The following is a 22710-nucleotide window of genomic DNA, read 5'->3' on the forward strand; positions in this document are numbered from 1 at the left end:
AAAAAACAAAGAGACAAGGAAGAAACTTGTCCCCCTTTGTCTCCACTCTCTATCTCTACTTCTAACTAGAGCGGTTGTTTTCTAATCCTGGGATTTGTTTAGAAAACAACTCGTTAGAGTCAATCTGACCATTTGAGATAACGAAACGCATACCCTCGAAAGCAGCAGGAATAGTGCGTGGATCTATAAATAAGACCTTGCTGCTATCGCTTCTACCAATTGTCGCGCCCATATCCAAATAGCCCAAGGCAAACAGAACTTCTACTGCTTTATTGGCATTGGGATTCGTCTGGAGTTTTTGGGCGATAATTTCTGCTGATTCTGCGATCGCCTGCGCTTTCAAAACCTGTTGCTGACGTTCTGCTTGAGCTTTGAGAACGATCGCCTTTTGTTCAGCTTCCGCTTGCAAAATTACCGATTTTTGACGAGCTTCAGCATCCAGGATTTGCGCGTCAGCTTTACCTCTGGCGCTATTGACGGCAGCTTCGCGATCGCCCTCAGAAGTTAAAATTGCTGCCCGTTTGCGTCGTTCTGCCGACATTTGCAATTCCATCGATTCACGCACTGCTTGAGACGGAATAATATCTCGCAGTTCTACCCGTGTCACTTTCACACCCCAAGGATCGGTAGCAACGTCCAAATCTTGTAATAAAAGTTCACTGATATGAGAACGAGCAGTAAAGGTTTGATCTAACTCCAGTTGCCCCATTTCGGCGCGAATTTGAGTCAGCACCATGTTTACCATTGCCGACTGGAGATTTTCTACCTTGTACCAGGCTTTTTCCATATCCACGATGCGCCAGTAAAACACTGCATCCACCTCAATGCCAACGTTATCGCGAGTAATGCACTGTTGGGGAGGAATATCTAAGACTTTTTCGCGGATAGTTTCTTTGTATACAATTCTATCTAAGAAAGGAACGACAAAGTTTAGCCCTGGTTCCAGTTTTTTGTTATAACTACCCAATCTTTCCACCAAAGCTTCATTGCCTTGATTGACGACTTTCACAGACCCCGCTACAGCAGAACCACCAAGGGCTAAAAATACTAGTAAAAAGAACTGTTCCATTGTGAATCTCCTGATTTTTTAAGTATTAAATGTAACTCAAAAGAAGAGAAGAGTGAGGGACAGGGGAGCAGAGGAAGATGAGGAATTACTGCCTCCTGCCTCCTGCCTCCTGCCCCTGCCTCCTTCCTAAGAACTCAACAGATTTTCTGGTATCACAATCAAAGTAGTACCTTCTCTCCTGACTACATAAACTCTTTGATGGGGTGGTACGGTGAATTTGTCATCATCACATCGTGCCTGCCAAGAATTTCCCTCATACAGCACCCGCCCTGTTTTCCCAGGCAGAATTTCTGTTAAGGTTTCAGCTATGACTGCATCCTGAATTTTCGACCGGCGTCGTCGTGGTTGCAAAAACCGACGAGAAAGCAAAACTAGTGTGATGGAAAGTACTAGCCAAACTACAATTTGCAACCATACACTTCCCAAACCCACTCCAGACAGCAGCGCCACCACAAAAGCGCTAATTCCCATCATGAAGGCGACAAACGCCGATGGTAAAAACAGTTCCATTAAACAAAGAACTGCTCCTGCCAGAAGCCAGATTAAGGTAAAACTTGGCATAGCGCCATCCTAAACTCTACATTGACGTAAATGCATTTCTACGATTAGATACAGCCAGACGCAAGTTATTTACAGAAAACAAAACTTGGTCTTTTTACCAATAATTTTGATTAATTTCAGTAACAAGATGTAGCTAGCGGTACACAAATCCAGTCTATTCTAGCCTTCAAGTCTTTGCCAGCTAAAGTTAATCGAAGTTCATGAGTTGATTAGTTTCTTATAATTTATACCTTTATGATTTCTACTCAACTGATAATTTATTGTATAAATCCACGCTGTAAGAGTCCCATTAATCCGATGGGAGATAGTGTTTGTGCCAGTTGCCAAACTCCTTTGGTTCACCGCTATCTTTGGGCTACTGGCTCATTGTCTGCTCAAATTACACCAGGTACAACGGTAGCAGACAGGTATGAGGTAATTAGTCCTCAGATTTGGCTGGATACTCAACCGGGGCTGCCGCCAGATGTACCTGAAGAATTGCCAACGGAAGTAATTCCTTATCTACGGTTATATCAAGAGCGGTTGCATTTGCCCCAGGCTTATGGGTTTGCTAGTAACCTTGAGGAAGATCCAACTGATATCCTCTTGTTGGAAAATGTGCCAATAGATAAGACAGGAAATATCTATCCAACTATTGTTGAGGCATGGGAGCAAGCAACGGCAGTCCGACAAGTTTATTGGCTGTGGCAAATTCTCCAACTTTGGACACCTCTATCAGAATTGGGACTTAGCCGCAGTTTATTGGTAGTAGACAATTTGAGAGTCCAAGGTTGGTGTGTGCGACTGTTGGAACTCTACCAAACACCAGCAGATGAGAAGCTGAGTTTACAAAATCTAGGGGAATGTTGGCAATTTTGGGTAGCGTCTGCAAAGGCATCAGTAGCTAAAGGGTTACAGAACATAGTCCAGCAGATGTGTGAAACAGAGATTGAGTTAGAAGCTATTAATATTCAACTCAATAATTTACTACTAGCATCTGCGGCAGAATTGCCATTAGTCCCGAAGGTGGCAGGCTCTACAGATATTGGCCCATTGATGGCGCAAAATGAAGACGCTTGCTACCCCAATGCTTTGAGTGATTTAGATGAACCTTTATTGCGCCACTTGTCGATTGTTTGCGATGGCATTGGTGGACATGAAGGCGGTGAGGTTGCCAGCCAGTTAGCAGTGCAGTCTGTAAAGTTGCAAATTCGCGTTTTGCTAAAGGAGGTTACAGAACAAACTGTACTTGTACCACCAGAGTTGTTGCAGGAACAACTAGAAGCAAGCTTGCGAGTGGTAAATAATCTGATTTGTGCCCGCAATAATGAACAAAAACGCCAAGGCAAAGAACGCATGGCTACAACTATTGTCATGGCGTTGCAAGTTCCCCAACGAGTGCAGACAAGTACTGGCTGGCAATCAAATAATACCCATGAGCTTTATTTGGCTAATGTTGGCGATAGCCGTGCTTATTGGATTAGTCGCAATTATTGTCAGCTACTCACAGTAGATGATGATGTGGCAACGCGGGAAGTGCGTTTTGCTAAAAGCTTGTATCGAAAGGCACTGTTTAGACCAGATGCTAGCGCCTTAACTCAAGCATTGGGGACAAGAGATTCAGAATCTTTGCGTCTCAAGGTTCAGCGATTAATTGTGGAAGAAGATGGCATCTTGCTACTGTGTTCTGATGGTTTAAGTGATAATAACTGGGTGGAACAATCTTGGCAGGATTATGCAATACCGGTGTTAGCAGGACAATTGACAGTTGAAGATGCTGTTCGCAACTGGATTAACTTGGCAAACGAAAAAAATGGGCGTGATAATACATCGGTTGTTCTCACTTATTATCGTGTCTCCCCAGAATACGTAGTGCCTGTAACTCCGACGTTGCCAGAAGAGATTATAGAAGCAGAAATACAAGAGGAAGAGGAAGCAGAAGAACAGGAGGAACAAGAGGAATTAATTTCCTTTACAGAAAGTTCGCAAACTTTGCTAGATTTGGATCTAGATTTGGATTTTTCAGAGGAACCTATTCTCAGCCCTGAAATTCCACCAACTTTAATTACAAAACCTAATCGGGGTAAACGTTTGATAATGCTAGGAGGAGTCTTAGCGTTGCTTGTGGGGGGTACAAGTCTAGGATTATTTGTTTGGTGGCAAATTAATCCTCAAGGATTCCAGCAGATGTGTCGGCAACTTCCCCTAAAAGTGCAGCAAGTGTGTCCGACTGGGAAATAAGGATTGGGGAATAGATTATACCGAAATATTGTAATGTTGATGAGGAATATTGCAGTATTGATAAGGAACATTGTAATGTTGATGAGAAATATTACAATGTCCCTGATGAATGTTGTAATGTTGATGAGGAATATTGCAGCATTGATAGAGAATATTGTAATGCTGATGAGAAAGATTACAATATTGCTTATGAATGTTGCAATGTTTGGGAGAAACGTTGCAATGTTGGCAAGAACGGCTTGTATATTTAGAATGACGGATAATAAAGTGGCGATCGCTAGTGAGTCAATCTAGGTTAGCGATCGCACCACAGATAACTCTACATCACATCTTGCACTACTTAGCAAAGCTCTACGTTTCTATACGCCAACCTTCCCACAGGGTAAGAACGCAGAGGTTTAAGGATGGTAATTTTTTGCTACGAACTTGTGAAATTATGTACTAAGTGAATATGCGATAAGGTAAGGGTATCACAACCTGCTCCCACCACAGGAAAGATGGATATTAACTTCCTAATTAAAGCTATCGCTGCTGCTAGTGTTTCCCCAATCATAAATACAGTTCAGCGTAACAGAACTGTAGTTGAAATTAAAGAAAAGTTAGGACTTAATTCAGCACAGCCTCCAGAAAAGTTTGACGATGTTTATGTTCATGCTTTAGTAGAGTATGGTTTTGATAAACCTCAACTTGAGCTTAACCTGAGATTTTTTGACAATCAAAAAGTAAGAAAAGTTTTTTCAAAAGCTTTTTCAAAGCAGCCATTGGATTTCAATCACCAAGAATGGAATCCATTAAGAGATGAGGCACAAAAAGCTAAAATAGATGTTTTACAGGTTCAGGAATTCCATCAAGCTTTTGTCAATGTAGCAAAACGCTCTATCAATCCAGGGCAACATATAACTAACGTAGAACTTCAAGAACACCTGAAGAAATCTACAGAACCTCCAGAACAGTCGCTTTATCCAGATGAGTTTAAAGCACTAATCGAAGAAAAAACTAAGGCATTTTGCGGACGGGTCTTTGTATTTAATGAGTTTGATGATTTCCTCAAAAAACATCCCAAAGGTTATTTTACCGTGATTGGGGATGCGGGGATGGGGAAAAGTGCGATCGCAGCCCAATCTGTATCTAAATACAAAGCTATCTGCTACTTCAATATTCGGGCAGAAGGTCGCAACACACCAGACCAATTTCTGCAAAGTATTCGTCAACAACTGATTAATCGTTATCAGTTACAGAATGCAGAGAATGATAATTTACCTACTTTGTTGACAAAAGTAAATGAAAAGCTGGCGGCTGGTGAATTTTTGGTAATTGTGGTTGATGCACTCGATGAAGTTGAACAACCAGGCTCAGGAAATCTTTTAGATTTACCCAAAAATCTGCCAGAGAGGATATATTTTCTGTTAACTAGGCGACGCTATGCACAAAATGAAAAGCGCTTGTTGACTGAAGAAGTTCCAGAGCAGCAGTTGGATTTAACAGCAAATAACTATGAAGTCTGGAATCGAAAAGATGTGACAGAGTACATTAGTACATTTATCAATGATGAGCCAGAGCATCATGGTCTGAAGGCATGGATTCAAAAACGCAACATTCAGCCGCCATATTTTATTGAGCAGGTAGCACAAAAAAGTGAAAACAATTTTATGTACCTGTACTATGTCTTACCAAGTATTGCTAGAGGAGATTATCAAGACTTAAGTTTAGAGGAATTACCTGAAAAACTTCAGGGTTATTATGAACAGCATTGGAAGCAGATGGAAATGGATACTCCAGACAAGCGGACAAATGCGATTATTCTCTGTGTACTGGTTGAGGTAGGTAAACCGATTTCCTGTGAATCCATTGCCCGCATCACTGGTCGAGATGAATATGATGTCTTGGAGCTTTTGAATAAGTGGCTGGAATTCTTGAGAAAACAAAAACAAAATCAGGAAGACTACTATTCAATTTATCACCAAAGTTTTGCAGATTTTCTCCGCAACCAACCTAATCTAAAAAGAGAGAAAAAGAACAATAATATTGATTGGCAAGAGGTTCAACGTCTGATTTCCGACTCTAATGACCAATTGTGGGCAAGCCTAAAATCAGGTGAGGACAAAGATGAGTAGTTTTGCTGAAAAATTTGCCCAGTTATCGTTAAGCGACCAGCGAACCATCCTCATTGACCCTCGTGTTAAAGCAAAAATAGGAAAGTGGAAACCGTTTTATAAAAGACTGACTGATTTTAATTTTATCGATGCTAAAGTCAACCATTCTGATTTTGGTGTGCAGTCACTAATCGAGGATTATGATTTAATTAATGATTCAGAACTATTAAACAACCCAGAATATAATCCAGAGCAAGTCAAAACGCTGAAATTGATTCAAGGAGGGTTGCGATTGTCAGCGCATATCTTAGTAAAAGATAAAAAGCAACTGGCAGGGCAATTGTGGGGGCGAATGCAGCACTTTGATGTACCGGAAATTCAAGTAATGCTCAAAGTAGCAAAGCAGCAAGTTTTACCTTGGTTCTGTCCGTTAACATCTAACTTAATTTCCCCTGGCGGAAGTTTACTTCTCACCCTCACAGGTCATAATAGCTGGGTAACAGCAATAGCCGTCACGCCCGATGGCAAGCGGGTGATTTCTGCTTCAGATGACAAGACACTCAAACTCTGGAATCTAGAAACTGGGGAGGATGAGCGGACTTTTAATGGTCATAGCAGCTCGGTAAGAGCAGTAGCTCTCACCCCCGATGGCAAGCAGGTGATTTCTGCTTCAGATGACAAGACACTTAAACTTTGGAATCTGGAAACTGGGGAGGATGAGCGTACTTTCAAAGGTCATAGCGGCTGGGTACATGCAGTAGCCCTTACCCCCGATGGCAAGCGGGTGATTTCTGCTTCAAATGACAACACACTCAAACTCTGGAATATACAAACTGGGGAAGAAATTGCCACTTTTACAGGAGAGGCTCCATTTAATTGCTGCGCTGTTGCAGCAGATGGGGTGACAATTGTGGCAGGAGAGTCATCAGGGAGACTGCATTTTTTACGGTTGGAGAATGTCGAATAAAATATGAACACTTCACCTCGACCCCCAACGCCAATCAATTCCCCCTCCTACCCAACAGAATTTCAACAAGTCATTCTCGAAAAAAGTCAAAACTTTGTTGGTCGCGTCTTCGTGTTCACCGCTATATCCAACTTTCTCCAGCGCCACAACCGGGGTTACTTTACCATAATTGGCGCACCCGGTAGCGGCAAAAGTGCCATCCTCGCCAAGTACGTCACCGAAAATCCCCACGTTCTCTATTACAACGCCCAACTCCCAGGCAAAAATCGCGCTGAGGAGTTTATTGCTACTATCTGCACGCAAATTGAGACGCAAAAATTCGCGTCTCTACCTTCGTTCCTTCAGCAAGTCAGCGACAAACTAGAACCTCAGCAAAAGTTTATCATTGCTATTGATGCCTTGGATGCTGGCGATCGCACCAACCAAACCCCAGGCTCAAATCTCTTTTATCTTCCCAGATATCTCCCGCGTGGCGTCTATTTCCTTCTCACCCGTCGTCCTTATGTGCGAAAACAATCGGGTTTGTTGATAGAAGCACCTTCCGAAATTCTCGACTTAGCAGCATACCCACAACAAAACCGGGAAGATGTAGAAGCATATATTCGGCAATACGTCAACAATGACGAAGAACTCACAGCACAGCTAATAGCCAAAAGCGAAAACAATTTCATGTACCTCAGCCAGATTTTACCTGCTATCTCTAAGGAGTTTGAACAACTTCCTCCTGGTTTAGAGGCTTACTATCAGCAGCATTTGCACAAGATGATTCCCCCTAATTCGCCAAGCCAAGAGAGGGAATTGAAATCATCTGTGCTGAGTGTGTTAGTGCAAGTTTCATCAGTCATATCAGCAGAAAGCATCGCTAGTACAATTGATGCTGATGAATACGATGTTGAAGAAGTTCTGGAAAATTGGCGTGAGTTTTTAACACTCCAGGAAATTGATGGAGAAATCCGTTACAGTCTTTATCATTCCAGCTTCCGGGATTTCTTACTTAATTTAAAATCAGACTGAAACCAATACGCTTGGGTTAAGAGGAATAGTAGGTTGGGTTGAGCGACAGCGAAACCCAACAAAGCCTCAGAAATGTTGGGTTTCGTTCCTCAACCCAACCTACGTCAGTTTTAGTTTTTAGCACTTAACTGAACCGTATTGAGACTGAAACGGTTGATAGGTATAGTTTTGAAGAAGAGCTTAGAGCAATAATTAAGCTGTCTTAAAAAATCGAATAATTTCGCGGACATGATCGAGAAATTGCCCGTCGGTGGAAAGTTGCGCGATCGCATTTCTGGCTTCTCTTGCCAAACGCTCATGTTCAGTTTGATTTGTTGCGCGTAATTCTTCCAAGTTAGCCGCAATTCGAGCTAAATCTCTACGAGTCTCTTCGGCAAAGCGTTGTTGAGTTGCAGATAAAGAATAGGGTTGTTCTGGGTTGAGTTGATCTTCTAATGACTGGATTTTTTGTTCCAATACAGAGAAGCGATCGCGCAGTTCAAAAATATCTTCGCGCGGATACTTCCATTCTTGGCGAATCATCGCTAACCGCGCATATAAATACTCATAAGCCCGAATCGCTGGACGGAGAATTGTTAATAACAAAGCTGCACCAGAACTTATATACCCCACCGTACTAATACCAGTGACAGCAAGGGTATAAAGACCAACGGCAGAGAATAAGTGTAAAGCAATCGCAACCCAGAGCGATCGCTTTGCCAACACTGTGACATACTTCACTTGTTTCTCATCGACTGGAATTCCTCTCTCAGTTGATTGTGCTGCTTCTGCCAAGACTTCTTTAGCTTGAAAATGCACATTCCACGGGACGGTAACAATTACCAACAGCCACCAAAAACTAGCACCACCAATCACCCAATCAAGAAAGTTACCTGTAGGTATGTGCAACCATTGCAGTAAGCCAAAAGCCACCAGCACCGGAACCACAATTCCAACAATGGAACTAATGAAAAAGTTGATATACATATTGCCTTGTCTCCAGTGAAACTATCACTTTGATCATGACGCTATCCCAGCAGTTATACGTAAATCATTGTGATGGTTGTTCTCTTTGCACACACCAGCTTTTCAACGAGATAGCTACGCCAATTAGGTTGAGTATCTTTGCTACCCTTTTGTCAAAAGTAGCAACAGACATGATTGTGATGGTTTTTCTAGTTGCACATTCCAGCTATTGGATGAGATAACTACGCCAAATTGGTTGAGTATCTTTACTACCTTTTTCTGGAAGTAGCAGTCGCCAGGTTTTACCTTCTTGCTGAATTTGCAAGTAAAGGTCAAAGGGTTTTTTTGGTTGCGTCAAGCGCCGTTTTGGTAGCTTAACAATCAAATCGTAGGTTCCCCGAACCCTGAAAGCTGGTAAATTTTCAATCGTCAGGGGTTGTTCCTGGGTAATTGATAGCCGCTTGATTTCAAATCCTTGAAAATCTAAATCCAACTGTTGGCTAAGTTTTTCTTGAGTTTGTTCTAGCCCAAATGCGATCGCTTTTTGCACTAAATCGCTAGTTGGTAGCAGTCCAATACTGCCACAAGCTGTCACTAGTACCAGCAAGATTGCTGTCAAAACTAACCGCACCATGTTTTTCCTGAGATTCCACTTATCAGCGATAGTATAACTGTAGATTCTCTCAATTCTCCGATCTACCATGCCAAAACAGTCTATAGGTCTTGATAACCAACTCTACAATTATCTTTTATCCGTTTCGCTGCGAGAACCAGAGATTCTTGGGAAGTTGCGCCAAGAAACCGCCAGTCATCCTAGAAGTGGAATGCAGATTTCACCAGAACAAGGGCAGTTGATGAGACTTTTGGTGGAGTTAATTGGAGCGAAGAAAACCCTAGAAGTTGGAGTGTTTACGGGTTATAGCTCACTTTCTGTAGCTTTGGCACTACCAGCTGATGGGAAAATTATCGCTTGTGATGTGAGTGAAGAATTTACTGCGATCGCTCGGCGATATTGGCAGGAAGCCGGAGTTACCAATAAAATCGATCTCCGATTAGCACCAGCTTTGGAAACATTAGATCGGCTATTGGCAACTGGGCAAGCCGAGACATTTGATTTTGCCTTTATTGATGCTGATAAAGAAAATTATGATGGATATTATGAGCGATCGCTACAATTGGTGCGTCCAGGTGGATTGATTGCTATCGATAATGTTTTATGGTCAGGACAAGTTGCTGACCCGCACAATCAAGATGAAAGCACCCAAGCAATCCGGGCACTCAACGAAAAGTTACATCATGACGAACGGGTAACCCTCTCCCTTGTGCCCATCGCCGATGGACTTACTTTAGCCATCAAACGACCTTAGGGATTTCTAACTAAAAAAATGTCCCATCGCGGTGTAAGCAGGGGGAGCAGGGGGAGCAGAGGAAGCAGGGGGGGAAGAATGCGATCGTCGTCTTCGCTCTAAAAATGGGATAATTTAATTTCTGGAAATCACTGAATTGCTACAACTGTTTTTTATTTACTGGAGTAAAGTAGGGGCGCAAATATATACACCCCTACTGGGTGTTCTATTTCTATTGACTTAGAAGTTGAAGCCAACTCCCAATAGTAGCCCTACATCAGTATCATCCAGAAAAGCAGCATTTACGGAACCTGTCACCGTAAATCGAGAACCTACAGGAACGTCTACACCACCAGTTAGCAGTAATCCAATATCAGTATCCAGATTAGCTTCAATTGCTACGCCAGCACCTACAAAAGGAGATATAGCAAAGGTTCGTTCACCCACGGAACCTGCTGTACGTGGAGAAAAATCCAAAGTTAAGGGAACCAAAAATATTGTATCGTCCCCAAAGATCACCGATGGTCGCACTGATAGATAGTTTGTCAGACCAACTTTACTGATTACTGCAAAGTTACTATCGCTCAAAGCTGTATCGTTGCCGCTCAAACCAATATTACCACCACCTCCGATATAGCTTCTGCCACCACGAGTAGCTCTACCTGCTGTAACATCGGGTGTTCCGTCCGTGCTTCCTGGTGGCTGATTTAACTGACTGATGTTAACATCAGGCGGAATTAGGACTTGGTTAATTGCATGGATGACACCATTGCTAGCTTTAACATCCGCTTGGAGAACTCTGGCATTATTCACCGCGACTTGATTGTTAGCGGAATCGATTTGAATATTTACAGGTCTTCCTTCATCGGTTGCCAATTCCCCAGCCGTGAGTTGACTAGCAGTTACTGCACCAGGAACCACATGATATCTCAAAATCTTGACTAATGCTTCTCTGTTCTCTGGTTGCTGTAACTGTTGTAAAGTAGCAGCAGGCAAAGCAGCAAATGCATCATTAGTGGGAGCGAAGACGGTATAAGGACCGGGCTGTTGAAGAATATCTGCTAGACCGGCTGTCTTTAATAAAGAAGTTAGAGTTGTAAAAGAATTACTGGATGCAGCAAGAGAAACAATATCAGTACCGGTTTGAGTACCGCTTCCAGCGACAATATACTGACTAGCTGGAAGATTGCTAGCAATAGGTTGCACCCGTCCCTGTTTAGCCAAAGCTTGATATAAAAATGCCGCTGCTTCAGCCCGAGTTAGGGACTGTTGCGGATTGAGTTGTTTCACATTCGGGTAGTTGACAACAAGATTACCTTGTGTTGCTGCTGCCACACTCGTAACAGCATAGTCCGGGATAGCTGAAGCGTCGTTGTAGTAAGTACTGAGAGTACTTGTATCGCCACCAGATAAACCTAAGCCATTGCTTAAAGCAACAATCCCTTGCACTCTCGGAATTTCTTGATTTGGCCTAAACACGTTCCCAGGATAACCTGACAAAAATCCAGTTTCGTAAGCTTGCTGAATTGCAGAAGCCGCCCAATAACCAGCAGGAACATCACTAAATCCACCTTGACTTAATTGCCGAACTCGGTTTTGGTTACCGAAAGCTTTTTGAATTAGGGCAGCAAATTCAGCACGAGTTACAGGTTGATTTGGTCTAAAGGTGCCATCAGGAAAGCCACTAATCACGTTATTGTCAGCTAGGGCTTGAATGAAGGGACGCGCCCAATAATCTGAGGAAACATCAGACAAGTTAGTTGTTGAAGTTGGTGATGGTGTAGCAGATGGTGTAGCAGATGGAGTTGGTGATGGTGTAGCAGATGGTGTATCAGATGGAACAGTAGTTTGAGATGAAGCTGGTGTAGAAATTACGATGGGAGCTATTGTCGCAGCTGTCATTCCCAGAACTAGCAAAGCAACCTTTGCTGATGACCAACGAAACAAACTAGACATAGAAGTATCCTCTTTTCAATTTCTTGGGTTGACTATTGGAAAATACTGGATGCAAGGTTAAGTGAATACAAATATCCAGATGATTATTTGGTTCGCCTCGATATGGAAACCAGCAATGAAACCCGTTAACTCTGGAAAATAAAAATGTGGAACATTATGAGTAACTACTCTGACATCTCATAATACTGTATAGGGTTCCTATTTGTTTTTTAAAAAATCGCAGATTAAACTACCCAAAAACATGGCTAATAAGTTAATCTGATATGTTGCAACAATAAAGATAATTAATGCAAGTAGGCGATTTTATTCAGTTCTAAAATTGCAGTCAAGCAGTAAAACAATTGGCTTTTGATAGCCGTCTCTTTATAATTGCCGATGAGGGTTAATGCCGTCAAGCTCAATGCATCATGATCTTTAGCAACATTTAAGAAATAAAATCTGTCTTGCCGATATGCTGTATTATTAATCTTTTATCAAAAATATACAACTAACTAATGGCTGGATATCGAGGCAAAAGTTTCACTCTTTAGATAGTTGTCCATTGATGGTAAATTTGAAAATACTAGACTGAAAATTAGCGATCGCAATCAAAAATTTAGAGCATGATTGCGCCAAGATTTCTCCTAGAAATTATTTTTTTTACCAAAGACTATTTTATGAAAAGGAACCCATAGATAAACTAGGATTTGGGAAGATGTCTAATCTGTATTAGTTCTGCTTATAAGTCCTCTGGCGGTAGGGCAACAAACCCGGTTTTTACTCCCCGCTTGAACCCTGCCTTTTCATAGAATTGCAAGGTTTCCTCGCGTTTTGAGCCACTCAGAAGCATCACTTTGTAACACTGTTGCTGCCATGCTAAAGCTAAGGCATAATGTAGCACCTGCGTACCCAAGCCCTGTTGTCGATAATCGGCGTGAGTGACAACATTTTCAATAATGCCGTACGGACGTGCGCCACGCGTTAAGTTGGGAATAATGGTTAAATTACATGTTGCTACTAACTGGTTAGCAATATCAGCCACAATGTAATACAAACGGGGATCGCGTAAAATCGTATCCCAGATGGATTGTAAAACATGATCGTTAGGTAGAGGCGCATCGACAGGATTTAGGTGCTGATACAACGCCAGAAGTTGGGGAAGTTCGTCGCGTGTAATCAGGCGAACGGCAATTATGGGTTTAGACAAAGCTGTATTAAAGTAATTATGCCAGGAAGTATGTTTGACAATTTGCGTCTTCCCCAAATGTCATATCGTGTCCAGGTAAAGACTTATCATTTAGACGGCAGGGGGCAGGGGAGAGGAAGCAGGGGAGGCAGAGGCTAGTAAGTCAAAAGGTAAAAGTAAAAAGTAAAAAGAAAAGAATTAAGAATTAAATTTCAAGACTTCATCAGTTCTCTTTTGCCTTTTTACTTTTGACTTCATCTTGGGGAGGCAGAGGAAGCAGGGGAGGAATTTTAGAAGTTGCCAAATCATCCCGCTTTCTCTGCAACGCCGAATTTTCAAGTTTTTGCACAGATGCAGTAATCATCAGTGATTAACCGGACTTGATATCAAATCATGCAAATGTCAGTTCAGTGCGAACAACTCCAGCACGTTCATGACGAGCTAGTACTTTAACTGTGCTACCTTGAGGCACACGCACCACCCATTCCACCTTCGCTCGATCCTTGGTAGGATCGCTGTGCCGTCTAATGGGAGTTGAAGGCTTGTAGGCTCGTCCCTCTAATTGACCTAACTCTTCACGGGGCTTACCCGTTACTAAAGTTCCACCAGGAGGTAGTTCAATTTCACAAATACAGCCCCGCACCAGCTTTTTTTCTAAGGCTTTTTGGGTGACATTGGTGGGTAACCAGCCTGTGTTATGCACAACCAATCGCACCCGATAAGTATCATCACCCAAGCTGTGGATACTGGCTTCATAAATTTCTAAACGAGGAGAGATTAACAGATGCCAAACTAGCCATTCCGGGAAAAGGGCTATCTCTTTCTCTAGAAACTCAGGGGGTGGATTTGTCCAGGCGTACATGGTATCCCAGCCACCTAGTTCAATCTGACCAAGTTGGGGATGCTCAAAGGGATACCAATTTACGTAGCCTTTACCTGCGAGTTTTTCATCGTTCCAGCGCAGCAACTTCAAGTCATCTTCTAAAGGGTGTTCTCGCTGCCAATCAGTGTATTTGTAATCAGTAATTCCAGCTTGGCGCTGCGGACTCCAAACTTCTACTGTCCAGGCAAATAGACCTTGGTATTCATAAGCCCAGTCGTCGAATGTACCTGTAATTACGTCTTTGGGGTCATAACGGAAATCATGAAAGGCGGAGATGGCTGGGTATTGGGTGAGTTCAGCGCCTTTTGCACCGATGCGTTGATAGGTACGCAGGTCATTGACAGGGAATTCATCATCGCTGAGGTGGGTGTAAGGACGGATGAGAACACCGCTGAAGGTGTGAAATGCGATCGCTCCTGTAATATTAGGATGGGTACTGATAAACTGGACGAGCGAGCGCACTTCTGTTTCAGATGTCGGATAGGGGCCAGCCCCAGATTGCTCAGATTCTTGCCGCCACAGAAATGGAAAATTCCGGTTTAAGTCTAGCCCTTCCTTAGAACGCTGAATCTGAATCTGAACTCCGTCATAATTTTCTATCTTTCCTTCTGGTAGTACACGATAATACTGACCACCTGTTTCTGTTGGTTCACGTCGCACTAGCAGGCGTGGTTCAGTGGGACAGACTTTCCAAGCCCCATTGGCATCGAGGATTCGCATCAGTAAAATCCGACCATCGCCATCAATATCTTCCATCACTAACCCGTCATTACCTTCCTCATCATGGGGATAAGGACGGGTACCAGAGCGAATAAATTTCGGTTTGTCAGCCAATGCCAACTCAGCACCATCAGGGTTAACACGCGGGCAAATGTAGAAGGTGCGGGTATCCAAACAACGGGTAATTTCTGAATGAGTACCGTAAGCTGTAACTAATGTTTGCAAGAAGTATAGGCAAACACTTGACGGTGCCAGTTCAGTGGCGTGGATGTTGCCATCAACCCAGAGGGCAGGTTTTTCTTGATGTGCACCAGTGGCAAAGTTGGTAACTGTCAATAGCCAGATGTCACGTCCTTCGTAACTCTTGCCAATGCTTTCTATGCGTACTAGTTGGGGGAATTCCTCGGCGTAACTATGCAGAATACGTGTCAAGTCTTCATAACGATAGTATTTATCAAACCGAACATCTGGCATAATAAACCCCCATTATCAATTACTAATTACGTAGCTTACTTCTCGCCGGAGGCGAGTATTACGAATTATTTTAATTCGGCTTACCCGTAATTATGAATGACGCCCAGTAGTAAGGATGATTATAAAGATTTTTATCTGATGCCATTTTACTATTTCTATATAGTTGTGTCGCTAAATAAGTTTGAATTCTTACTTCTTCAGGATGCAGATTATTCAAAATATCTTCATACCATTTTGTTAGTTCACCAGCAGTTAATTCTTTCAGCCATCGTGTTGCTTCAGCTAAGGCAGTAACTGCTGATTTATTAGGCTGTAATCGTCGGTAAAACTCGATCATCACCAAGGCACTAGCTGAAGATTCTACACTCCAAAGAGTACTCACTACATGAGGAACGCCCTGATTTATAAAGCCAGTAACTAAACTCACATATTCGCTACTAGTAGTGTGGTTGCTAGCACTAAAATTTTCACAAGCAGAGAGAGTAATAAGATTGTAACTTGCTAAATTGTGTTGGCAGATTTCATCTAGAGTAAGTTTATCTTCACCTGCTAATGCTAATTCTGACTTTTTGGGTTCAGCCAAATTATTAGTTACATTACCTGTAAAATGCAAGATGTTGTAGTTATCAAATAAGGCGTTTTCGACAACAGTTTTTGTAGCTTCTGCTCCCTGAATTCGTTGGATATTATTGAACATCTGGCTAACAACTTCCGACTCCAGCTTGGCAAATTTAAGTGCGGAAGAGCCTGTACTTTCAGGATGTTCAACACTGAGCAATAACTGATTTTGCCACTGCCAAATATCTTCAGTTTTTATTGATAAACCTATTTGAGCACTAGGCAGATAGGTGACGGTGAAATTTGACTCTACATTTGGCAACTCTTCTGGCGATGGCGAAGAGAGATGGAAAAGGGTATGAATGGGCAATCTGTACAAGTCACGGTGAGGAATTAAAACCAGTTGGGTGATGCCTTCAAGTTCCTGTGCAATTGTGGAAATACTCAGGATTTCATACAGTTGCAACAGCTTCTGTTCCATATCAACTCGCCAAGAATGCTGGCTTTTACTTTCTTTGTCTTGGGCCGTGCTGCGATATTCTTGGTATTGTTGATGCCAATCTTCTAGCCAAGTTTCAAATTCAATTAGGCGTTGTACTGCTTCAGGTAGGGGCAATTCGTTTAGACGAATAGCGTCTTCTCCTAAAGGTATTGCCCCAGCATCTTGCATGGGTGTAAAGAGGAGAATCGGTGATGGCGCTTGGTCTTTGAGAATGAATGTATGTAGGGCAACCGGACTAATATGCCAGTAAATAATTGCTGTTGTGGGATTGAATAGTTGTTGAATTGCGCCATAATGAGGCGAGTAAACATTACGATCCCAGCCATAAAGCAGCCAGTTTAAACAAGCATTTTTACCTTGTTCGGCAATTTCCCAGGCTTCTACTAAATCACCAGACTCTACGGCTAAATCAACTGCCAATTGGTCAAAGCCTGCAAATTTTAGAGCTAGCTGTTTTTTACTTTCGTCTGAGCGAGTTTCTTCACTCAGTAATTGTCGCAATAAATCTGTACCACGTTGCAGCAATTCTTGAACTTGTGTTGTTTGTCCCAAACCCATCAGCACTTTGCTTAGAGATTGCAAAACCTCTAGGTGTAACTGGGGAAAATATTCTAGTGTCAGGGTTAATAGCGCCTGATGATACTCAGATGCGGCTTTGCGCCAATAATCGCGGGGATTAGTATGTTTTTTGCCTTGGTCGTAGTAAGTATTAGCGATCGCAAAATGCAATCTACCCCAACCTTCTGGGTGGGTATCTGTTCGCAGATGCTTTAACCCTTCCTCGTAGCTGGCTAATTTTCCTTCGTAGCCACCCTGTTGTAAGGCGGGATTTGTCGCTGTGATACTACTCGACAAATTCAGCAAGGCGTCAGAATCTACTAAATGACCGATCGCAGTTCCCCGACCAATCCAAGCTTCCCAATAATCTTGTTTAATTTGCAAAGCGTTGTCATAACAGGCGATCGCTTCGGCAAATTGTTCTAAATAAAACAGTGCTACTGCCTGATTATACCAAGCTAAGTGGAAGTCGGGTTTAATGGCGATCGCTTGGCGATAGGAGGCGATCGCTTCTTGTCTACGCCCTAAGTTGTCTAAGGCTATACCTCGGTTGTACCAAGCTAAGTAGAAATCAGCTTGAACTGAAAGTGCTTTGTCCCAGGAAGCGATCGCTTCTGACCACCTTCCTAAATTAAACAGCACTACACCCCGGTCTATCCAGACTTCGTGGTACTCTGGGTAAATTTCTAGCGCTCTGTCGTAAGAGATAATCGCCTCTGCAAATTGTTCGCCGACAGCTAGGGCTATGCCTCGGTGATACCAGTTTTCCTGGTCTTCTGGTTCCAGATGCAGCGCTTGGTCATAACTAGAAATTGCTTCTGGTAGCCAACCTAACTTCAACAGCGCCAAACCTTTGCTAGACCAAGCTTCTTGGTAGTCTGGTTTGATTTCTATGGCTTTGTCAAAAGAAGCGATCGCTTCTTCAAAATATCCTAATTCTCCGAGAGTTCCACCCCGGTTGTACCAAGCTTTGTAGAAGTCAGGTTTTAGTTCTATGGCTGTTTCGTAAGATGCGATCGCTTCATCAAAACGTTCTAAATGGAACAGCGTCAAACCTCGATTAAACCAATATTCTGAGAATTCTGGTTGAAGTTCAATAGCTTGGTCATAAGATGCGATCGCGCCCAACAAATCACCTGTTTTCGCTTGGCTTAGACCTTGGTAAAACCACCCTTGAGCCTCGGTAATCGGATTATCGCTATATCGCTCAATGATACCAGGGGAATTGCTGCTTTGAACTGCCAAATCCGAAGCAAGTTGCTGGACTAAATTGGTACTTTGATCCAACCTCACCCACAACTCATCTAAGGTATTAGCCACATTTGGCTCTAAATTCGTCAAAGTATTGTCCCAGGTTTCCACCGAGGAAGATGTTGCTAATTCAGTCCTTTGTCTAGTGGAAAGGGGATTTGCTGGTGTTGTAATTTGAACAACTTCTTCTTCATCCTCAAACCTCAGTTGGGTTAACAAGGTGATTGAATCTTCCGCTGCCGGGAGAGGGACATTTTCGAGTATTGTGGTTTGGGTGTCTTCCCTTTCATACTCCAATACCAGTTCCTCTAAATTTTCGGGTAATCTTTCCTCAAAAGATGCATTTTGGGGTGCTGACATTATTGGTACAACATCCGGCACATCATATTCCCATAACTCTTCGCCCAAATCCCGGATTAGCTCTTGCCCAGGAGTAGTTGGGATAATTTCTTCATCGGTTGTAGTTTCTACAATATCTAGCTGATCGTACTCCCATAACTGCTCGCCGAAATTGCGGATCAGTTCTTGCCCAGGAGTAGTTTCTGTGGCATCTTGCGCCTGATTGTCCTCATACTCTATCTGTGTGGGTAAGTTTTGCATCAGCCGGATGCCAATACCATAGGCAACATCTCCAATTCTGCCGACACCAAGTTCCCCCAATTGCACCATCTGTGTTGCTAAAAGAGGATTTGGTGTAGGTGAAGCTAGCAAGCTTTCGCCAAACATCACCAACCAGTCTATCCAGCGTTCAGCCGGAATCCGATTTTCGATCCGTTGCAGATACCTCAATGCCCACTGTCGTCCTCGTGCTTGATGCACGCCTTCTAACAATTGGATAAACAATTGTTCCAGATCCGCATTGGTTAGTTCTGGTAGTACCTCCACCAGATTGTGTCCTCTCGCACCCTTGAGAGAACTAGTCTGCTTACTTGCAATGAGGCGCTTTAAAAACCTTTTAAGCGACTGCGATATCCGCCTGAGCATCTGCCACACTCTTGGATTTTGTTTTTCTAGATTGTAGCCATCGTTGTGTTAAAAAAATCATCAATTACGTAAAAATCCATTAGATTCGGACAGCGCTTCCGTAGCAGGTTAGCAAAAAATATACAAAACTTCAAGAGCACAGTATTACAACGTTACAATTCCCAGATTTAACTCTTGAGTTTGCCAAGTTGTTAATTTTCTGTTTGCTCTGTAGTCGATTGACCGGCAGGATATAATTGACTAATCAATGCCTCAACAAGCACTTGTGGGTCATCTGTTTCAACGGCAAGCTGTTGAGCAATCTGCTGGCGTAAGTTTTCATCCTCCTGCAACATCACAAACAACTCTTCTAGGGTGACAGTTTGGTATTCTCCCTCCGGAAGGTTCTCTGGTGCATCTGGTAACTCTGATACTGGGGCAGTTGGCTCAGAGGGTAAAGTCGTACTAACAGCATCTGGGCCTTCATATTCCCAAATTGGTTCGCCTTGATTGCGTGTCAACAATTGCATCCCAATACTATAGGCAACATCTCCGATTTCTGGGATGCCCAACTCACCCAGTTGCACTAACCGCGCAGCTATTTCATTATTGGGTGTAGGTGATGCCAGCAATCTGTCGCCAAAGCGCTTTAACCACTCAACCCAGCGTTCAGTTGGGATGCGATGTTCAATATTATGCAACCACTTCCGGGCCCACTCTTCTCCTCGTGCTTGATGTACTCCTTGCAAGAGTTCGGTGAAGAGAAATTCCAGATCCGTATCGCTTAAGGGTGGTGCTGGTTCTTTTTGCACATTCTCCCTAGATTTTGAGGCAGTCTGTTTTCCACCAAACAAGCTCTGAAAAAGCTTTTTGAGCCATTGAAATAGCCGCTTGAGCATCTGCTGCACCATCGAGTTTTGCTTATCCTAAAATTGTAGCGATCGCACTGGGCTATGGCGTTAGTCCAGTCAATAAAACGTATAGTCATTGGTCATTGGTCATTGGTCATTGGTCATTGGTCATTGGTCATTAGTCAAGAGTTTTCTTCCCCGCTCCCCCTGCTCCCCCTGCTCCCCATTCTTTATAAGAACAAATGTACTAAATGATATGCTATAATTCCGATACATTGATGTTGAAATCATAGTAGAGGATAAGCTCTGGTTGCTTGCTTTCCTGAGTGCCAAAATTTACGGCATTAGTTGAGTGCAAGGGCTATGGCAACATCGATAAATAAAGCAGGTACGAGAGTTTAAAATAATTGAATCCTAAACTCGACTCGGTGCTACTAATTAACGTTGAAAGGCATTGAAGTCTATTTTTCCATGTCTTACGAACCCCTGCACCACAAATATCGCCCCAAAAGTTTTGCTGAACTGGTGGGCCAAGAGGCGATCGCTACCACCCTCACGAACGCGATCAGCACAGCCAAAATCGCCCCTGCCTATTTATTCACTGGGCCTAGAGGTACGGGGAAAACTTCTAGTGCCCGGATTCTGGCCAAATCCCTTAATTGTCTAAAAAGTGACAAGCCCACTGCTGAACCCTGCGGCGTGTGTGATGTTTGTCAGGGGATCACCAAGGGCTACGCCTTAGACGTAATTGAAATCGACGCCGCTAGCAACACTGGTGTCGATAATATCCGTGAGCTAATTGAAAAAGCCCAGTTTGCTCCTGTGCAGTGTCGCTACAAGGTTTATGTAATCGACGAATGCCACATGCTCAGTACTCAGGCATTTAACGCGCTACTTAAGACACTAGAAGAACCACCGAGACACGTAGTCTTTGTGTTGGCGACAACAGACCCGCAACGGGTTTTACCAACAATTATTTCACGCTGTCAAAGGTTTGATTTTAGACGCATTCAGTTAGAAGCGATGGTTAAGCATTTAAGTGCGATCGCATCTTTTGAAAACATTCATATTTCACCCGATGCTGTAACCCTGGTAGCCCAACTCGCTCAGGGAGGGTTGCGAGATGCCGAAAGCTTGCTCGACCAATTGGGTTTGTTAGCGGGTGAAGTGACACCGGATAGAGTTTGGGATTTGGTCGGGACGGTGAGCGAACAGGACTTGCTGGCGCTCTTAAATGCGATCGCTCAAGATAAACCGGAAGCAGTTCTAGACTGTACCCACTACATTTTAGATCGTGGTCGAGAACCCCTAACTATCCTGCAAAATCTCGCCGCCTTCTACCGCGATTTACTCATTGCTAAAACCGCGCCCAATCGCCACGATTTGGTTGCTTGTACTCAGCAAACGTGGACAGCGCTAGTTGAGTTTGCTCAATACTTGGATATGAGCACGATTTTGGCGGGACAGAAACACCTGCGAGAAGCTGAAGTGCAAATTAAAAACACCACCCAGCCGCGTTTGTGGCTGGAAGTAACATTACTAGGATTGTTACCCAGTGCAACAAATATTCAGCCACAAGCTCCAAGTGTTGCGCCGCGAGTTAACACACCAGCTGTATCTCCAAACTATCCTCCAGCAGTTGCTCAAAATCACCCAGTCTCTTCTTTAGCTGTAGCTGAACCGCAAACAAATCACAATTCTGTAAACCATCATCTAGCGGCTGCCCAAAATCAGCCCGTCACTTCATCTCCCCCAGATGAACAGCAAACAAATCACAATTCTGTTGCTAACTCAGTTTCACCACCAACGCCAGAACCTGTTGCTGTGCCATCGGTGAACATTGAGCCAGTAACTTCAGAAGTTGTTGGGGAAACAGAATATGACTTAACTCAGGTTTGGCAACAAGTGCTTGCTAATCTCCAGCCAAAATCAAGGCAAGAAATGCTGCGTCAAATGAGCCAACTCATCGAGTTCGACGGTGTTGTGGCTCGAATTGCGATCAAACAGGCATGGTATGACAAGGGGAAATCTTATCTACCTATGATTACGGCAGCTTTCCAGCAGACTTTCCAGCGTGAAATCCAAATAAATTTAGAAAAAGGAACTTCTTCAAACTCTACCTCAGCCAAAAAAAATCCTCCGCCAAAAGACTCTACTCGCCCTCAGCAGTCACCAACTCCCACTTACAACCAGCAAATTCCTCCTCTAGCGCCATTAGCACAGCCAACCAATCCACCACCAGCACCACTAAAAACTGAGTTGGCAGCAAAGAATGGAAATGGTGTAAATGGAAATAGGGCAAATGGAAATAGTGCAAATGGAAATGGGGTAAATGGAAACGGGGTAAATGGAAACGGAATGCAAACTTTGCCTTCACCTCCAAAACAAACACCCGCACCTGATTGGGAACCTGACGAAGTAGCGATCGCAGCTCAACGTTTAGCAGTATTTTTCAACGGAGAAATTATCCGCTTTGCAGATGATTTCCCAGAATTCTCAGATTCCATAACTACACCTGAGTGGGTAGAGGAATCAGACGTGGATGATGAATAAAAAAATGCAAAATTATTTTTGGTAATTTTGCATTTTTAATTTTTAATTTTTAATTCCCCAA

At 43.2% G+C, this 22710-nt stretch carries 16 protein-coding genes; 6 read left to right on the plus strand and 10 right to left on the minus strand.

All coding sequences use genetic code 11. From position 1 onward, the window contains the following. Positions 1–61: 61 nt before the first annotated feature. Positions 62–1069 carry an SPFH domain-containing protein gene (locus tag RM347_RS19365; RefSeq protein WP_322721277.1) on the minus strand — a complete coding sequence of 336 codons (1008 nt, stop codon included), beginning with the start codon at positions 1067–1069 and terminating at the stop codon, positions 62–64. A 126-nt stretch (positions 1070–1195) separates the two neighbouring features. Further along, positions 1196–1630 (minus strand): NfeD family protein, encoded by a 435-nt coding sequence (locus RM347_RS19370; RefSeq protein WP_322721278.1) that lies wholly within the window; start codon positions 1628–1630, stop codon positions 1196–1198. Between the two features lie 234 nt (positions 1631–1864). On the opposite strand from RM347_RS19370, the gene RM347_RS19375 reads away from it, so the two are divergent. The 4 genes from RM347_RS19375 (at position 1865) to RM347_RS19390 (ending at position 7924) form a co-directional block, all read left to right on the plus strand. Further along, positions 1865–3850, plus strand: coding sequence for a protein phosphatase 2C domain-containing protein (locus RM347_RS19375; RefSeq protein WP_322721279.1), 1986 nt, complete (start codon positions 1865–1867; stop codon positions 3848–3850). A gap of 497 nt (positions 3851–4347) precedes the next feature. Continuing rightward, positions 4348–5964 (plus strand): AAA family ATPase, encoded by a 1617-nt coding sequence (locus tag RM347_RS19380; protein WP_322721280.1) that lies wholly within the window; start codon positions 4348–4350, stop codon positions 5962–5964. After that, positions 5957–6910 (plus strand): WD40 repeat domain-containing protein, encoded by a 954-nt coding sequence (locus RM347_RS19385; RefSeq protein WP_428850580.1) that lies wholly within the window; start codon positions 5957–5959, stop codon positions 6908–6910. Before RM347_RS19380 ends, RM347_RS19385 begins: the two co-directional genes overlap by 8 nt. 3 nt (positions 6911–6913) lie before the next feature. Next, positions 6914–7924, plus strand: coding sequence for an AAA family ATPase (locus RM347_RS19390; protein WP_322718613.1), 1011 nt, complete (start codon positions 6914–6916; stop codon positions 7922–7924). Between the two features lie 192 nt (positions 7925–8116). Here the strand turns inward: RM347_RS19390 and RM347_RS19395 are convergent, their stop codons facing one another. Together RM347_RS19395 and RM347_RS19400 are read right to left on the minus strand one after the other, a co-directional pair. Continuing rightward, positions 8117–8890, minus strand: a complete 774-nt coding sequence (locus RM347_RS19395) for a hypothetical protein (protein ID WP_322718612.1) — start codon at positions 8888–8890, stop codon at positions 8117–8119. A 205-nt stretch (positions 8891–9095) separates the two neighbouring features. Beyond that, positions 9096–9503 carry a hypothetical protein gene (locus RM347_RS19400; protein WP_322718611.1) on the minus strand — a complete coding sequence of 136 codons (408 nt, stop codon included), beginning with the start codon at positions 9501–9503 and terminating at the stop codon, positions 9096–9098. Between the two features lie 67 nt (positions 9504–9570). On the opposite strand from RM347_RS19400, the gene RM347_RS19405 reads away from it, so the two are divergent. Further along, on the plus strand, positions 9571–10236 hold the full coding sequence (locus RM347_RS19405; RefSeq protein ID WP_322718610.1) for an O-methyltransferase: 666 nt from the start codon (positions 9571–9573) through the stop codon (positions 10234–10236). 219 nt (positions 10237–10455) lie between these two features. Here RM347_RS19405 and RM347_RS19410 read toward each other — a convergent pair whose 3' ends face one another. From RM347_RS19410 to RM347_RS19435, 6 genes are all read right to left on the minus strand, one after another. Further along, the gene (locus RM347_RS19410; protein WP_322718609.1) at positions 10456–12171 is read right to left on the minus strand and encodes a fasciclin domain-containing protein; all 1716 of its coding nucleotides are present in this window, start codon (positions 12169–12171) and stop codon (positions 10456–10458) included. A gap of 718 nt (positions 12172–12889) precedes the next feature. Beyond that, positions 12890–13357: a GNAT family N-acetyltransferase gene (locus tag RM347_RS19415; RefSeq protein WP_322718608.1), complete on the minus strand. Its 468-nt coding sequence runs from the start codon at positions 13355–13357 to the stop codon at positions 12890–12892. A 202-nt stretch (positions 13358–13559) separates the two neighbouring features. After that, positions 13560–13700, minus strand: a complete 141-nt coding sequence (locus tag RM347_RS19420; RefSeq protein ID WP_322718607.1) for a hypothetical protein — start codon at positions 13698–13700, stop codon at positions 13560–13562. Positions 13701–13727: 27 nt separating this feature from the next. Continuing rightward, positions 13728–15413, minus strand: coding sequence for a M14 family metallopeptidase (locus tag RM347_RS19425; RefSeq protein ID WP_322718606.1), 1686 nt, complete (start codon positions 15411–15413; stop codon positions 13728–13730). Between the two features lie 70 nt (positions 15414–15483). Next, positions 15484–19266, minus strand: coding sequence for a CHAT domain-containing protein (locus tag RM347_RS19430; RefSeq protein WP_428850581.1), 3783 nt, complete (start codon positions 19264–19266; stop codon positions 15484–15486). Between the two features lie 191 nt (positions 19267–19457). Further along, a complete protein-coding gene (locus tag RM347_RS19435; RefSeq protein WP_322718604.1) occupies positions 19458–20156 on the minus strand; it encodes a hypothetical protein in 699 nt (232 codons plus the stop codon). A gap of 411 nt (positions 20157–20567) precedes the next feature. On the opposite strand from RM347_RS19435, the gene RM347_RS19440 reads away from it, so the two are divergent. Then, complete coding sequence (locus RM347_RS19440) at positions 20568–22649, plus strand: DNA polymerase III subunit gamma/tau (RefSeq protein ID WP_322718603.1); 2082 nt, start codon at positions 20568–20570, stop codon at positions 22647–22649. Positions 22650–22710 lie beyond the last annotated feature (61 nt).

The sequence above is a fragment of the Nostoc sp. ChiQUE02 genome, assembly GCF_034531305.2.
Lineage (GTDB): Bacteria > Cyanobacteriota > Cyanobacteriia > Cyanobacteriales > Nostocaceae > Nostoc.